We start from the raw sequence: 15,874 nt of genomic DNA, 5'->3' as shown, positions 1-15,874 counted from the left end.
TAGATGATTTTAAAATCACATCTATCGTAGGGGCAATTCATGAATTACCCCTACTGGGAAATTAAGGTTTAGGCTATCTTTTGCGTAAGTCCTGACTAAGTTTATAGTGAGCGATTCATATCGCAAAACAAAGATTGTTAAGACTAAGTAAGTCGGCGTAAATAATTAAAGGTTTGTAGTCAAGGCTTCAGCCCTCACTACGAAACGCTACGCGAACGCTAAGAACTAATTTCAATATTTTTTACATTAGTTAATATAGTTTGAGGTATTCTCACCGACTTACTTAAAGTCCTTACTAAATAAGTGGGTCAAATTGAGTATAAAACCTCACTCTACCTGCGGCTTCCCTCTCCGATACTTTGGAGAGGGATTGAGGGTGAGGTTTGATCTTATATTTAATTACGCCTACCTACTTACAAACTTTAATTGATTTACACCTCACTACTTAAGTTATCTCTAAAGCAGAGTAGCAAAACTGTTGCGTATGTAGTAAGAATATTTGTGCTTTTAAATTTCACTCTCCAAGGTTTTATCAGTAAACAGGCTCAAAGTTAATATAAATTGTCTTAACTCCAGAATATTTACTTCTGCCTACAGTTCTAAATAGTCTGAACTAGTGTTACATTTACTTAAGTGAGAAAATTACTTAAGTATTCACAGAAATAAATTTTATATTAAAATACTAATGAAGGTATTAAATTAACCAAATCAAGGGGCTAGCTATAAAAATGATCCAAAGCATAGGTTGCCTGAGAAGCTGACTAGCCTCAAATACCAACAATCTAGCGACAAGTATTTATATAATCTCAGCCAAGCAATGAGCCAGAACCCTCTAGTAAGAAAAACACTTCGCAGTCGCTTTGAGACTGTCAAACTGCTGAGAAGCGGAGGATCTAGTAATACTTACTTATTGGCAGGTGCTAGACGTAACAGACATCAAAACTCCCTTACCAGAAAGATACTTCGGAATCGCTTTGAGATTGTCAAGCACCTAGGAAGTGGAGGCTCAGGTGATACTTACTTAGCCTTAGACCTAGATTTACCAGGACAACCCCATTGTGTTGTCAAACATTTCCATCCAAAAGATTCCAATCCTGCTGTTCTACCCATTGCAAAGAAGCTATTTGAACGGGAAGCGGAAGTTTTATATCAATTAGGCAACGACCACGATCAAATTCCTAGACTGTTTGCTCATTTTGATGAGGATGGAGATTTCTATTTAGTCCAGGAGTTTATTGATGGTCATGCCTTAACTCAAGAAATTATACCAGGTCAGCATCTGAGCGAGAATGCAGTTTTAAATTTATTAAAAGATATCCTGGAAGTGCTGGCATTTGTCCACCAAAATAACATTATTCACAGGGATATTAAGCCCCAGAATTTAATGCGGCGGTATTCAGATCAGAAAATTGTGCTAATTGACTTTGGAAGTATTAAGAAAATTGGTGCTTTGGGAGCAGGCTTAACAATTTCTGTTGGAACCCCTGGCTATATGCCAAGCGAACAGGCTAAAGGAAAGCCAAAACTTTGCAGCGATATCTATGCAGTAGGGATGATTGGCATTCAAGCTTTGACAGGTTTAATACCTGAGCAACTACAAGAAGATCCCACTACTGGAGGAGTTATTTGGCGCGATCTGGTAGAGGTAAGTGATGCTCTTGCAAACATTTTAGATACAATGGTCAGCGATCGCTACAACCAACGTTATCAATCTGCCACAGAAGCTTTACAAGCACTTAATTACGATCTGGCGTTATCAGAATCTTCAGAATCTGCTGGCATCAAGTCAAACACGGATAATACTTATTTACTGAGTTATAAAAACTTTATTTTGCTTTTGGGAATAGGACTTGGTGCTACCACTAGTTTGATAGTGATAGTGTTAATTTATATGTTTATTAATACAGGTACATCGTCTCCAAACCAACCTACTCAATTAAATAATTTTATAGAAAGACTGGTTGAGCCACGCTTCACGAATGTCAATGTTAATAGCCTAATACCGAAATCATTAGCAAAAAGAGGAGTTTGTAAAAGCAATTGCACCATTGCAAATACTACTAAAAAGCAAATTACATCTCACGGACGATAGAAATCTGCTTTAATGTATGAAGTTATTCTGTAGACAAGCAAGGGGAAAGAAGACAATTTGAATTGTCCTAAGTTTGTTAAACAATAAAATATTAATCTTAGCTATAAGAAAAATCCATAATTTAATAGGAGTCAGAAAAACGGCTATTAACTAACTAATACAACTTGCTTTAATCCTAAATATTCTAAAATTTATTTTAGGATAAATAGTTATAGATTCCTGTAAGATACTTATAATAAACAATATTTAAAAATATGGACAATACAAATCAAAAAAAAGCTTTAATTAACAGCGAAATAGCCCTCTTTCTTAGAGGTTTGATTATTGGGAAAGTGCTGACACTTATGGTTATTGGCGGATTGCTTTGGTGGTTACTGAAGCCGAATTTATTGTCCCGTAACAGCATTGACTCTTCTTCTAATCAAAGTTTTAAGACCGTCTCTAATACTGCATCCAGTTTTCAGACAGTTGCAGATGTCCCCAATGCCTCATTTAACTATGGAGGAAGTACAGCTTGGGCATCTATCCGGCAATTGGTAGATTCTCAGATCCAGAGCGATCGCCCGGAACTACAATTACGTTATGTAGACCCTACTAATGCTAGCCCTGGTTCTAGCTCAGGCATTCGGATGTTACTTGATGGGAAAATAGACTTTGCTCAGTCTTCTCGTCCCCTTACAGATGAAGAACAAGCTATGGCAAAAGAGCGAGGCTTCACCCTTGAGCAACGTCAGGTAGGTATGGATGCGATCGCAGTGGTAGTCAACCCATCACTGAATGTGTCAGGTTTAACTGTTGACCAATTGCAGCAGATTTATTCGGGGCGAGTTACTAACTGGAATCAAGTAGGTGGCCCAAACCTACCCATCACACCTTTGTCTCAAAGACCAGAGGACGCAGATACAGTAATATTATCTAGTAACAACGACTTGAAAGGACAATTACTTGGCTCTAATGTGCAATATGTCTACTCTACAACAGAGGCAGTACGCCAACTCAGTAAAATACCTGGTGCTATATATTATGCTTCTGCCCGTTCAGTAGTGCCTCAATGTAGTGTGAAGGCTTTGCCATTGCGTGGAACTTCTGGTCAGCTAATTCCCCCCTACCGTAAACCGATGGTATCGCCTGAGCAATGTCCACGTCAGCGCAACCAGCTAAATACTCAAGCTATCAAAGATAGCAGCTATCCAATAATTGCTAATTTGTTTGTGATTATTAAGCAGAATAAAGGTAGGGAACAGCAGATTGGAGATGCGTACACCCAACTTTTATTAACTGACCAGGGACAAAGGGCAATTGAGCAAGCTGGTTTCGTCAGCGTTCGCTAGTAGATTTGGATAACAATTAACCCCCTTCCCATAGATAGATCCCCGACTTCTTTAAGAAGTCGGGGATCTAATCGCACCATCACTCGACAGCATAAGAAGTAAATTGCCGTTTAAAAGGAGAATGAAACCCAATCACAATATTAGAAGGTGGTACACCTAACTCAACCAATCGTTCAGCAACAGACTCGTTTAATTGCTTCACTAAGAGGTTGTTTGAAAAGTCCTCTTGTCGGTATCAAAAAGTTCTAGATCCCCCTAAATCCCCCTTAAGAAGGGGGACTTTGATTCCGTTTCCCCCCTTTTTAAGGGGAGCCACTGCGGTCTTGGGGTCTCCCCAAGTAGAGCAAGTGGCGTGGGTTAGGGGGGATCGCTAAGTGCCTAAAATCACAGCGAAATACTTGTTCATTCAACCTCTAATACGAATTGTAAAAGGATCGTGAGTAATTATCCACCCATCTTTAATTAATGCTTTTTTTACCTGTTGATGAAAAACATCTTTAGCCATGTTGCTATATTTAGATTAGGCCAAATTAACCTGAAATGATCTTGTTGCTCTATGTAATGCGTTCCCCGAAGGGGTTGTCGGAGACATCGCACTCTCCATTATTCTCGATTGCTGCGGCAAGTTTTTCGAGATTTTGGCGAATAGTTACACTACGCAGATGATTCACACCCCAGACTCGCTCACAAATATCTAAAGCTTGCAAATATAGCGGTTCCGCCTCACCATAACGTCCAGTTTCACGATAAATTTCTGCCAAATTATTGAGACTTTCAGCAACATTAGGATGATTTTTTCCCAATAGGTGCTTATCAAGTTCTAAGGCTTTTATACATAAGGTTTCCGCCTCATTATAGCGTCCCTGCTCCCTATACATATAACCAAGAGCATAGATAGTATCTGCTAAAAGTGGATGCGCCTTTTGCAATAGACGCTGCTTGAGTTCTAATGATTGTAAAAATACTGTTTCAGCTTGATCGTAGCGTCCTTGAGCGCGGTATATCAATCCCAAATTGTGCAAATCTGTAGCAACATCAGGATTCTCTTCTCCCAAAAATCGCTTATCTAATTCTATTGCTTGTAGCGACAAAGGTTCAGCTTCACTGTAACGTCTTTGATGATAATAAAGTAGCGCTAAATTATTCAGTATAAGAGCGAAAGAAAGATGATTTTCGCCAACTAAACGTTTTTCAAGTTCTAATGATTGCAGATAGAGGGGTTCTGCTTCCTCATAACGTCCTTGTTCATCATATAGTAATGCTAAATTGTTTAGGCTAACAGCGACATCTGCATGGTTTTCTCCCCACAGGCGTTTCCTCAATTCTAAAGCTTGTTGATATAAAATTTCCGCTTTACTATATTGCCCAGTAGATTTGTAGAGTCCCGCCAAGTTATTCAGGCTAGTAGCAAAAGAAGGATGGTTGTCTCCCAAAAGACGTTTTCTCAGTTCTAAAGCTTGTTTATATAAGGGTTCGGCTTCGCTGTAGTGTCCTGTCGCACGATATATTCCGGCTAAATTGTTAAGGCTATTAGCTAAGTCTATCTGCAAACCTAATTCATTTTGTAGCTCACTCGCCTGTCGCCAATATTTAATTGCTAATTCCTGTTCTTCTTGATAATTTTGAGATTCACCCCGATCTAATCTGCTACGGTAAATATCGCCCAATCTTGAGTATAAAGTAGCCAACATGGGGTCTTTAGTCCCCCGTTCCTGTTCTATTTTCTCAATCAGTCTTTGTAAATCTTGAATGGGCAAGAAAAAGGGGTTATTTTCATTAGTATCTGTGCTGGCTAATTCTGTGTCTCGAAAAACAAAGCGTATAGATTCTAATTCTTTACCAGGAATAGCATTTGTCTTTTGAGATTCAAATCGAAATACACCATTACGCCAACTCCAAAAATCAGGAGCTTTTTTAATCAAGTTGACTAAAATTTGGTTAGTTACCCAAAGCACAATCGCAAAGGGAAACTCGCGCAATCCTTCCCTTGTCCACTGTAAGTAACCAAAAAATTTCTCCTGTTCTGATTGCTCTTTTCCCAATCTGAGAAAATAAAGTTGTTCAGCACCCGTGACAGTAATCACCGCACGCTTTTGCTGACGGCGATATTCTTCTTGTTGCACCAGTTGGTTAAGAGCAGCTTTCAGGCTCGGTTCCTGACGTGCTAAAGTCACTCGATATGGATGGAAAGCGGATTGTAGTTCAACTTCATATTGGGCAATAATCTCATCACGAAAGCTAGCATCATCACAAACTGCAATCAGTAGATTTAATCCCCGTTTTTGAGCTTCAATAGAAACAATTAAATCGTCATACGCATCTTGATTTTCTAATGATTCTTCATTGAACATTAATAGCTCCCTGTCTTCTCAAACTTTCGATAATAATTGGATGAACATCGTACCAAGTTTCATCAGTGCGATATTCTAGAACGTATAGCCCGTGTAGCAAATCCAAAAACTCTGCTTGTTTGGGGTCATTGGGCATAAATTGTTCATAAACACTCTGCAAAATATCTATATCAACTTTTCCTAAACGTATAGAAAAATCATTGCGAATTTTATTGATTGCTTGCAGGAGAATTTTATCGTCAATGATAACTTCGGCTGAGGGATTTTGCCGGATCATCCGTAGACAAATGCGGCAACATTCTTTAGAAATCCGAATTAACTCTCGCAACACGCCACCACTGTAAATCACGATTTTATCAGCAGTTTCAGCCGCGATTAATTCACTAGGAATCCGCTTTTGTAAAACTTCACCGAGAATCTTTGTTGCTTCTGGGCGAGGTTTGGCATTAGGAAACCGATTTTTACCTTTATTAAATATTTTTAAGACAGGCATTGCCACAACTTGATCGTTAGTTTCAGTGGCAATTATTGTACTGATAAATGTTTCCCGCAGTACTGCGATTGGGATAGTGTAAATAATTTGAAAGTTAGGTTGACAGAGAGCTTTAATATTATCTCGATAAATTTCGTTGACTCTGCCTAAGTCAAGTTTATCTAAATCATCAATAATTACTAAAACGTTTTGTTTAGTTGCAGCTTGAATTAGAGCAGCAATTTCATTAATTCTGGCAACTAAATCTGATAACTTGCGTTCAAATTCTTGTTTGATTTCATCCCGAACGCTGGCATCAGCTTTTAATTTAGAGCTAATCAATTTTAAGAGGTCAAAACCTATACTAGCTTCTGCTTGCAAATTTGATTCTTCAGTGCGAGTGCGAGTAGCAAACCACTTATAAAGAGCTTCTTTAGTAGAGTGTGGGATATCAACTTTGCGGGCTTCTGCCTCGGTCATCAAATTAACTGCGATCGCAAACAATATATTAATATGATTAACAGCCGACATTTCAATTTTGTCAGCAATAGAAAAGAGAACTACAAAATATTTATCTTGGATTTGTCGGCTAAATTCAGCCAATAAAGTAGACTTACCACATCCCCGATGTCCTGTAAAGACAATTTTGCCATCTCCGTTAGGACTATCTTCCACTAATTGGTTCAGGTCTGCAATCAAATCATCACCATATTCGACTCTAAATCTTTCCATTTCGTTCCGTTCCATCAACGGAAACAGTTCGAGATTACTGTAGGCTTCTTGAAAGGAGTTTAATAAATCCTGAGACATCGGATAGTGCCGTAAACGTGCTAACTATTCATATAATGGCTCATGATTTATGTAGCAAAAGTTCAAGCAATGTCTAGGATCGAGTATGCCTACATAACTTCTAAAATTACGTTAATAAATAACTACTAGGTGAGTGGTATGTTATGTCTTAAAAAGAGATCCCCTAATACCAAAATTTCAACCTATCAATGAGTAATAGAGGTCAATAATCAATCAGACTGAATGATAGATTATACATTCGATAATTTAAACTGAATGATAGATTATACAGATAAAATACTGGAAGCTACTTAACACATAAATAAAATAAAATTTTCAGTTATAAAAATAAATTTTTAGTGTGCTTCGTCTCATCCCCCTCTAGCCGATGCGATGGTAGCTGTTATTACTATTGGTTTACTAGGCAGTGCCTCACTTTTATAAATATACCTAGTATCGCAAGGCGGAAATCAAAAGTTAACACTGAGCAAAGTCGTTCGCGTAGCGTCTCCGATAGGAAAAGTATCAAAAGTCAAAAAGCTTAGAAAACAGGCTTTTGAACGATTTGAAATAGTTGCTTTATTTATGCCATGCTCTTTTACCCTCCCCTTGGAAAGGCTACGGTGTACACACATCTCTGTACAAACCCAAAATCGTTGGAGATCCCCCTAAATCCCCCGATAAATTGGGGGACTTTAAGAGACTTTTGCCCCCCTTTTTAAGGGGGGTTGGGGGGATCAAAAGCCTATGAGGCCACTCTCAAAGACTTGTGTGTACACCGTAGCCTTGCAAAGGGGAGGGAACTAGATTTCTTGTTTCCCTCCTTGGAAAGGGGGGATTAAGGCGGGTAATTCGACTTGAGCTAATTAAGCGTTATGGAATTATTTGAACGATTTTCATCAAACCAGCTTTTGCGATTTCAAAACTAGCTTTTGTGATTTCAAAACCAGCTTTTGCGACTTCAAAACTAGCTTTTGTGATTTCAAAACCAGCTTTTGTGACTTTAAAACCTGCTTCTGCGACTTCAAAACTAGCTTTTGTGATTTCAAAACTAGCTTTTGCGACTTCAAAACCTGCTTTTCTCAACAAATTTCAGCAAATATACCCGCATCTATCTAGTTGGCTAATGCCATCCAATGCTTTTATAATTCTGTAACTTCACTGTGGCTAGTGCATCGGCTTATTGCGTATCTTAATGATATATAAATAACTCAGTGTATAAGTTCGGGGTTATTTATAAATTAATCCAAATAGGAAAACTATATGCAACGGAAACGAAACTCCATCTCACTAACCAAAGCTGAACGACGGATTGAAGGAATGCAGACAATTAACTCTAAGTTAGACTTTACTAATGGGTTTTCAATTGCTACTTACAACACTAAAGTAATTGAGTTACGAGAAAAGCTAGCCGCTTATAATCAAGCACAAACAATAGTAGATAAGACACACAATGCGTTAATAGAATACGAACGTGAGTTAAATACTTATTCTGAGCAAATGCTGTTAAATGTTGCATCTCGCTATGGCAAAAATAGTGATGAGTATGAGATGGCTGGTGGAACGCGCAGATCAAACCGTAAAAAAGCACGTCCAGTAGTAAACCAAACAGTGACATCTGTGAAGTGATTATTTCGACTCGCTGTTTCTTTAGATATGGTGCGTTGACCTTTGTGACAACGCACTACTCTTTTACATTCTACCGCTTAACTTCTGAAGCGTCTCCAGAGACTTTTGACATCCAAAAATCGAATGCTGAGTGCGATCGCAAATGGTCTAGAAGATTGTTGCCGAATTGTAGGTTGGGTTGAACGAAGTGAAACCCAACATCAGCCTTCGGTATTGTGATCGGTAATGTTGGGTTTCGCAAAGCCTCAACCCAACCTACGAATAATTCTTAACCTAGCAATATTGCACCAAGTCCAATAGAGATGATTTTGGATTATTGGTAAGAATTGTTACTATATTGCTGTTGAATTTCCTTACCTCGCGCTCCGCTTCTTTTGTTAATTCTTAATCCCTGTAGTAGCAATACCCTGAATAAACTGGCGCTGACCAATCAGAAATAATACCATCACTGGAACTGTTGCTATTGTCACCGCCGCCATCATCAAAGGCCAATTATTCGTAAACTGTTCTTGAAATTCAGCCAAAGCCAGTTGCACCGTTCTTAATTCGGGACGGGTTGTGAACACCAAAGGTTTAAACAAATCATTCCATTCGCCGATGAAGGTGAATAAAAACAGCGTCACCAAGGCTGGACGGGCTAAAGGTAACATCACCCGCCACAATATTTGCAGTCTGTTCGCCCCATCGAGGGCTGCGGCTTCCTCTAACTCCACGGGAATTGTCTGGAAATATTGACGTAGTAAGAAAATTCCAAACCCGTTGACAGCAGTGGGTAAAATAAGCGCCCAGTATGTATTTATCAGGTGTCCCCATTTCAAAACCAAAAAGATGGGAATCACCAATAACTGAAAGGGAATCACCAAAGTTGCTAAAACAACCAATAGCAGGGCTTGGCGGCCTCGAAACTTCAATCGCGCTAAGGCGTAACCAGCCAAAGCAGAAGTCACAATCTGAAACGCCGTCACAGCGATCGCTACCAGGGTAGAATTAGCAAACGCCAGTAAAAATTTACCCTGTTGCCATGCAATCCGGTAATTAATTAAAGACCAGTTATTTTTGGAAACATTTTCTGGGGTTGCTCCCGTCAGTATAAAAGAGGTGAGAAAAACAATAAACAGAGGTAGTAAAACTATAAATGCCCCTACCAGTAAGATTACTAGGCTCAAAAAATCGCCAGATTTCAGATTCCACTTTGGTTCGGACATAAATTTATTATCTACAAAGCATTTATTTTGCTACTACTAGAGCATCGCCCCCAGCAAAAGTTAATCTATAAACATAGTTACTTGTTAAGTTAAATTAAACCACAGAGATTGCTACCCTCAGTTCATAGGGTAAATTCAATTTTGGTGTCAAATAATCAAATTTACAGGAGTAAACATACCATGCAGCAGCTAACAGACCAATTTAAAGAATTAGATTTCAAAAGCGAAACATACAAAGATGCTTATAGCCGGATTAATGCGATCGTGATTGAAGGGGAACAAGAAGCTCATGAGAATTACATCACACTAGGCGGACTGCTGCCAGAATCTCATGATGAATTGATTCGCCTATCCAAGATGGAAAGTCGCCATAAGAAAGGATTTGAGGCTTGTGGGCGCAATTTGCAAGTAACCCCAGATTTGCAATTTGCTAAGGAATTTTTCTCCGGGCTACACCAAAATTTCCAAACAGCCGCAGCAGAAGGAAAAGTGGTTACATGCCTGTTGATTCAGTCTTTAATTATTGAATGTTTTGCGATCGCAGCATATAACATTTACATCCCCGTCGCCGACGATTTCGCCCGTAAAATCACCGAAGGAGTAGTCAAAGAAGAATATAGCCACCTCAACTTCGGAGAAGTTTGGTTGAAAGAACACTTTACAGAATCCAAAGCTGAACTTGAACTTGCAAACCGCCAAAACCTCCCCATCGTCTGGAGAATGCTCAACCAAGTAGAGGGTGATGCCCACACAATGGCAATGGAAAAAGATGCTTTGGTAGAAGACTTTATGATTCAGTATGGTGAAGCACTGAGTAATATTGGTTTCACGACACGTGATATTATGCGCCTGTCAGCCTACGGACTCATCGGTGCTTAAAAAAGTCAGGAGTGAGGAATGATTAGTGAGAAATTATGAATCGTACTCCTAACTCCTAACTTTTAACTCTACAAAATTTCCCCGCCCTCAAGACAGCATAAGCCTAATAATCACTACATGTTTGGTCTAATTGGACATCTGACTAGTTTAGAACACGCTCAAGCGGTAGCTCAAGAATTGGGATACCCAGAATATGCCGATCAAGGGCTAGACTTCTGGTGCAGCGCCCCGCCGCAAATTGTCGATAGCATTATTGTCACCAGTGTAACTGGGCAACAAATTGAAGGACGGTATGTAGAATCTTGCTTTTTGCCGGAAATGTTAGCTAGTCGCCGCATCAAAGCCGCAACGCGAAAAATCCTCAACGCTATGGCTCATGCACAGAAGCACGGCATTAACATCACAGCTTTAGGCGGATTTTCTTCGATTATTTTTGAAAACTTTAAGTTAGAGCAGTTTAGCCAAGTCCGCAATATCAAACTAGAGTTTGAACGCTTCACCACAGGAAACACTCATACTGCTTACATTATTTGTAAGCAGGTAGAAGAAGCCTCGAAACAACTGGGAATTAATCTATCAAACGCAACTGTTGCTATCTGTGGAGCAACTGGGGATATTGGTAGTGCAGTTACACGCTGGCTAGATGCGAGAACAGATGTCAAAGAACTTCTGCTAATCGCCCGCGATCAAGAACGTCTCAAAGAGTTACAAGGCGAACTAGGACGCGGGAAAATCATGGGTTTGACAGAAGCACTGCCATTAGCTGATGTTGTAGTTTGGGTTGCTAGTATGCCCAGAGGCGTGGAAATTGACCCCACCACTTTGAAACAACCCTGTTTGTTGATTGATGGTGGCTATCCTAAAAACTTAGCGACGAAAATTCAGTATCCCGGTGTACACGTGTTAAATGGTGGAATTGTAGAGCATTCCCTGGATATTGACTGGAAAATTATGAAAATAGTCAATATGGACGTGCCAGCCCGCCAGTTGTTTGCTTGTTTTGCCGAATCAATGCTGCTGGAATTTGAGAAGTTATACACGAACTTTTCGTGGGGACGGAATCAGATTACCGTAGATAAAATGGAGCAGATTGGCCGGGTGTCAGTAAAACATGGATTTAGACCACTCTTGGTTTAGTCATTGGTCATTCGTTATTTGCAAATGATAAAGGACAAATGACAACTGACAAAGGACAAAAGACAAATGACTAATGACAAAAAAATAGATAACTCGTAACTTATAAACCCTACGATGGCAACTACCGAGCGTAAACCGCTACTGTTAGATTTTGAAAAGCCCTTAGCAGAACTCGCAACTCGAATCGATCAAATTCGGCAACTTGCAGAAGAAAATGGTGTCGATGTTTCTGGTCAAATTCGGCAACTAGAAGCACGTGCCATGCAACTGCGTGAGGAAATTTTCACGAGTCTATCCCCGTCCCAGCGATTACAAGTCGCTCGTCATCCGCGTCGCCCCAGTACTCTCGATTACATTCAGGCTATTAGTGATGAATGGATGGAATTGCATGGCGATCGCTGTGGTGGTGACGATCCGGCTTTAGTTGGTGGTGTTGGTCGTCTAAGTGGGCAACCTGTGGTGATGTTAGGTCATCAAAAAGGCCGAGATACCAAAGACAATATTGCCCGTAACTTTGGAATGCCTTACCCTGGCGGCTACCGCAAAGCGATGCGGTTGATGGAACACGCCAACAAGTTTAGTATGCCGATACTAACTTTTATCGACACACCAGGAGCTTGGTCTGGGGTAGAAGCAGAACACCAAGGTCAAGGAGAAGCGATCGCTTACAACTTGCGGGAAATGTTTTGTCTAGATGTGCCAATTATCTGCACAGTTATCGGTGAAGGTGGTTCTGGTGGCGCACTCGGTATTGGTGTAGGCGATCGCCTACTCATGTTTGAACACTCCGTTTATACCGTCGCCACTCCCGAAGCCTGCGCCGCCATTCTCTGGAAAGATGCTGGTAAGGCTCCCCAAGCCGCCGTTGCTCTGAAAATTATTTCTCACGACCTGAAAAAGTTGGGAATTATTGACCAAATACTCCCTGAACCAACTGGTGGCGCTCATTCCGACCCTTTACAAGCCGCTACCACTCTCAAACAAGTGCTGCTAGAAAATTTAGACGAACTCAATCGTTTAACCGCTCCAGAACGCCGCCAACTGCGTTATGAAAAATTCCGCAAAATTGGTGTCTTTACAGAAGTTGCCCACTAAAACCATTGCACAATGATGGATTAGTCAAGGAGCAATGCTATAATTGCCTATGTGCTTAAAGATTTTTAACAATCTAGCCATAGGCATTTGCATGTTTGGTAAATCTACTCAACTCGATTGAGTGGGTTTTGTTTTTTTCATGGCAGGCTACTGCCCTAAACTAAACACCAAACTGTATTTGTAAGAGTAAAAATTAAACTGCCTGTTAACGCTGAGTAAGACCATAATCGGGTTTAGTCCCGAACAACCTTGTGGTGTATAACTGACGTGGCATTGGCGGTTGAAATGGGAAACTCTAAAGACGAATAAGACCGTCCCTGAGTTCAATGATGTTGGAAGCTCCAAGGTCAACGAAGCAGGTTGGAGTACTTCACATAATTTAATTTGAGTGAGCGGCGTGGTTTTCCAGGCGACGATTTGTTGTCTTCACTGGTAAAATTCAGAATATGCCACTATTGCATGGCAATATAGCATTTACTTAATGGAAATCATCAGATTTTTAGATTCCTTTAATATATCCAAACCAACAAGTGTAAATAATTGGATGGAAATAGATTTTGGGAACTGCCAAAAAATTGGGAGACACCATCCATGAGTGTTGAGCAAAAACGACGCGCCCTAATTACTGGGGCAAGTAGTGGAATTGGGAAAGCAACAGCTTTAGCATTTGCGAAAGCCGGAATAGATGTCGCTTTAGTCAGCCGTTCTTTGAATAAGTTGGAAGCGGTAAGAGAAGCTGTACACCATACTGGGGTACAAGCTAAAGCTTACGCTGTAGATTTAGCGCGGCTCTCTGAAGTAAAAGAAAAGATCCAAGCGATCGCCCTTGACTTTGGTGATATAGACATTCTGGTAAACAGTGCGGGTCTTGCCTACACAGGCACTTTGAGCGAAACTCCCTTAGAGGGCTGGCAGCAGGTAATTGACTTGAATCTTACCAGCGTATTTCAGTGCATTGTGGGGATTTTACCTTCAATGCGCGATCGCGGCACAGGGACAATTATTAATGTCACCTCAATAGCCGCCAAGCAACCCTTTCCCGGTTGGGGAGCATACAGCGTCAGCAAAGCTGGTTTGATAGCCCTCTCTCAGACTCTGGCACAAGAAGAACGCGCCCACGGCATTCGTGTCACAGCTATTTGTCCTGGTGCAGTCAATACCGAACTTTGGGACACAGAGACAGTCCATGTCAACTTAGACCGTTCCAAAATGTTAACCCCGGAAATTGTTGCTCAGTCAATTCTCTATACAGTTCTGTTACCACAACAGGCAGTTATTGACGAATTGACCCTCATGCCCAGCGCCGGCGCACTCTAAATTAGTCCTTAGTCCTTTGTCTTTTGCAAATGACTAATGACTAATGACTAATGACAAAACTATAACCACGACTGAATCATGACTATTGCTAGTTCCAACGGTTCCAATTCCTCTCAATCGCCTCTGATTCCCGATTTGGCAGAAGCCATAACTCCCAGACCCGATCGCAATACTCATAATGGGCGACCAGCAGATGTGTTCCCGCCAACAGAGGAACAGATGGAGGAAATGAAGGACGCGGTACGGGCAATAATATTGGGCGTTGGCGAAGATCCCGAACGCGAAGGACTCCTCAAAACACCTAAACGAGTGGCCGAAGCAATGCGGTTTCTTACCAGTGGCTATAACCAATCCCTTGAAGACCTCGTTAACGATGCCATCTTTGATGAAGGACATAGCGAGATGGTACTAGTTAGAGATATTAATTTCTTTAGTCTGTGCGAACACCACATGCTGCCATTTATGGGTAGAGCGCACGTTGCTTACATCCCCAACCAAAAAGTTGTCGGACTGAGTAAACTAGCCCGCATTGTTGAGATGTATTCTCGTCGCTTGCAAGTGCAGGAAAGGTTAACCCGCCAAATTGCCGAAGCAATTCAGACCATTCTGGAACCTCAAGGCGTAGCCGTTGTAATGGAAGCTAGCCACATGTGTATGGTGATGCGGGGTGTGCAGAAACCTGGTTCTTGGACTGTTACTAGTGCAATGGTTGGTGTATTTCAAGAGGATCACAAAACCCGCGAAGAATTTTTTAACTTGATTCGCCACCAACCAGCGTTATTTTAAAAAGTTGGGAATTGGGAATTGGGCATTGGGCATTGGGCATTGGAATTGATTATTTCCCCCTGCTCCCTTGCTTCTTACCCATTCCCCATTCCCCATTCCCCATTCCCCATTCCCCATTCCCCATTCCCTATTCCCTAATTTCTGAAACAACTTGGTTACTTTATCTAAATCCTTATCTCCAGGTGCGTGTTCCACACCACTAGATAAATCAACGCCACTAGGATTAACCTGACTTAAAGCTTCAACGATATTATCTGCTGTTAATCCCCCAGCTAAAAACCAAGGGCAATCGGGGTTAAATTGCTCTAGCATTTTCCAATCTAAGGTTTTGCCTGTACCACCAAGTTGTTCGGGATGGTAGGCATCAAGTAGTAAAGTATCTACGTATTTTGTGTAGTTAGTCGTCGTGTCCAGATGCTCAAGACTACGAATCCTAAGTGCTTTAATAATTTCGACATTGGGTAACTTTTGACGTAATTGGTAGCAAAAATCGGGTGATTCATCTCCGTGTAACTGTACACCTGTTAACCCAGAATCAACAACTATCTGACTGATTTCAGAAATACTAGCGTTGGCAAAAACACCAATCGTATCAATATTTACCGCCAGTTCTGCCACGGCTGCCCGAATTTGAGATGTAGTCACATAACGAGGTGAGTTTGGCACACAAATAAATCCTAGTGCCGTTGCGCCCAAGGAGGCGATCGCTATAGACTGCTGTGGTTGAGTAATGCCGCAAATTTTAACGCGCATAAAAAATTAACAAATCTAATAATAATTATCGAAAAAGT

12 protein-coding genes and 3 pseudogenes are annotated in these 15,874 nt (G+C 40.8%); 8 read left to right on the top strand and 7 right to left on the bottom strand.

The features are described from left to right. Nucleotides 1-817 precede the first annotated feature (817 nt). Entirely contained in the window at nt 818-2,092 is a 1,275-nt protein-coding gene (locus V7K38_RS19085; RefSeq protein WP_334859963.1) for a serine/threonine-protein kinase, read from the top strand. Between the two features lie 254 nt (nt 2,093-2,346). Further along, the gene (locus tag V7K38_RS19080) at nt 2,347-3,423 is read left to right on the top strand and encodes a PstS family phosphate ABC transporter substrate-binding protein (protein ID WP_334859962.1); all 1,077 of its coding nucleotides are present in this window, start codon (nt 2,347-2,349) and stop codon (nt 3,421-3,423) included. Between the two features lie 79 nt (nt 3,424-3,502). Here V7K38_RS19080 and V7K38_RS19075 read toward each other — a convergent pair. The 5 genes and pseudogenes from V7K38_RS19075 to V7K38_RS19055 form a co-directional block, all read right to left on the bottom strand. Further along, nucleotides 3,503-3,607 (bottom strand): annotated as a pseudogene (locus V7K38_RS19075) (element excision factor XisI family protein); the annotation flags it as partial. 231 nt (nt 3,608-3,838) lie between these two features. Next, a pseudogene (locus V7K38_RS19070) lies at nt 3,839-3,928 on the bottom strand (element excision factor XisH family protein); the annotation flags it as partial. A gap of 49 nt (nt 3,929-3,977) precedes the next feature. Further along, nucleotides 3,978-5,774: a tetratricopeptide repeat protein gene (locus V7K38_RS19065; protein WP_334859961.1), complete on the bottom strand. Its 1,797-nt coding sequence runs from the start codon at nt 5,772-5,774 to the stop codon at nt 3,978-3,980. Beyond that, nucleotides 5,764-7,056 (bottom strand): ATP-binding protein, encoded by a 1,293-nt coding sequence (locus V7K38_RS19060; RefSeq protein WP_334859960.1) that lies wholly within the window; start codon nt 7,054-7,056, stop codon nt 5,764-5,766. Before V7K38_RS19060 ends, V7K38_RS19065 begins: the two co-directional genes overlap by 11 nt. Before the next feature lie 852 nt (nt 7,057-7,908). Beyond that, the gene (locus V7K38_RS19055) at nt 7,909-8,121 is read right to left on the bottom strand and encodes a hypothetical protein (RefSeq protein ID WP_334859959.1); all 213 of its coding nucleotides are present in this window, start codon (nt 8,119-8,121) and stop codon (nt 7,909-7,911) included. Between the two features lie 177 nt (nt 8,122-8,298). Here V7K38_RS19055 and V7K38_RS19050 point away from each other — a divergent pair, with 177 nt between their 5' ends. After that, nucleotides 8,299-8,664, top strand: a complete 366-nt coding sequence (locus V7K38_RS19050) for a hypothetical protein (protein ID WP_334859958.1) — start codon at nt 8,299-8,301, stop codon at nt 8,662-8,664. A gap of 377 nt (nt 8,665-9,041) precedes the next feature. Here V7K38_RS19050 and V7K38_RS19045 read toward each other — a convergent pair whose 3' ends face one another. After that, nucleotides 9,042-9,869: a carbohydrate ABC transporter permease gene (locus V7K38_RS19045; protein WP_334859957.1), complete on the bottom strand. Its 828-nt coding sequence runs from the start codon at nt 9,867-9,869 to the stop codon at nt 9,042-9,044. Nucleotides 9,870-10,049: 180 nt separating this feature from the next. Between V7K38_RS19045 and V7K38_RS19040 the strand changes: the two genes are divergently transcribed. The 5 genes from V7K38_RS19040 (at nt 10,050) to folE (ending at nt 15,083) form a co-directional block, all read left to right on the top strand. Then, the gene (locus V7K38_RS19040) at nt 10,050-10,748 is read left to right on the top strand and encodes an aldehyde oxygenase (deformylating) (protein WP_334859956.1); all 699 of its coding nucleotides are present in this window, start codon (nt 10,050-10,052) and stop codon (nt 10,746-10,748) included. Between the two features lie 117 nt (nt 10,749-10,865). Continuing rightward, a complete protein-coding gene (locus V7K38_RS19035) occupies nt 10,866-11,885 on the top strand; it encodes a long-chain acyl-[acyl-carrier-protein] reductase (protein WP_334859955.1) in 1,020 nt (339 codons plus the stop codon). Nucleotides 11,886-11,999: 114 nt separating this feature from the next. Then, nucleotides 12,000-12,980: an acetyl-CoA carboxylase carboxyltransferase subunit alpha gene (locus V7K38_RS19030; protein ID WP_322643926.1), complete on the top strand. Its 981-nt coding sequence runs from the start codon at nt 12,000-12,002 to the stop codon at nt 12,978-12,980. Nucleotides 12,981-13,571: 591 nt separating this feature from the next. Then, entirely contained in the window at nt 13,572-14,297 is a 726-nt protein-coding gene (locus tag V7K38_RS19025; protein WP_334859954.1) for an SDR family oxidoreductase, read from the top strand. Nucleotides 14,298-14,375: 78 nt separating this feature from the next. Further along, nucleotides 14,376-15,083 carry a GTP cyclohydrolase I FolE gene (gene folE, locus V7K38_RS19020; protein WP_334859953.1) on the top strand — a complete coding sequence of 236 codons (708 nt, stop codon included), beginning with the start codon at nt 14,376-14,378 and terminating at the stop codon, nt 15,081-15,083. A 126-nt stretch (nt 15,084-15,209) separates the two neighbouring features. Here folE and V7K38_RS19015 read toward each other — a convergent pair. After that, a pseudogene (locus V7K38_RS19015) lies at nt 15,210-15,836 on the bottom strand (phosphoribosylanthranilate isomerase); the annotation flags it as partial. Between the last annotated feature and the right edge of the window lie 38 nt (nt 15,837-15,874).

Source organism: Nostoc sp. (genome assembly GCF_036917465.1).
Lineage (GTDB): Bacteria > Cyanobacteriota > Cyanobacteriia > Cyanobacteriales > Nostocaceae > Nostoc.
Note: the sequence above shows the minus strand (reverse complement) of the source record. Positions and strands in the feature narration are given on the sequence as shown.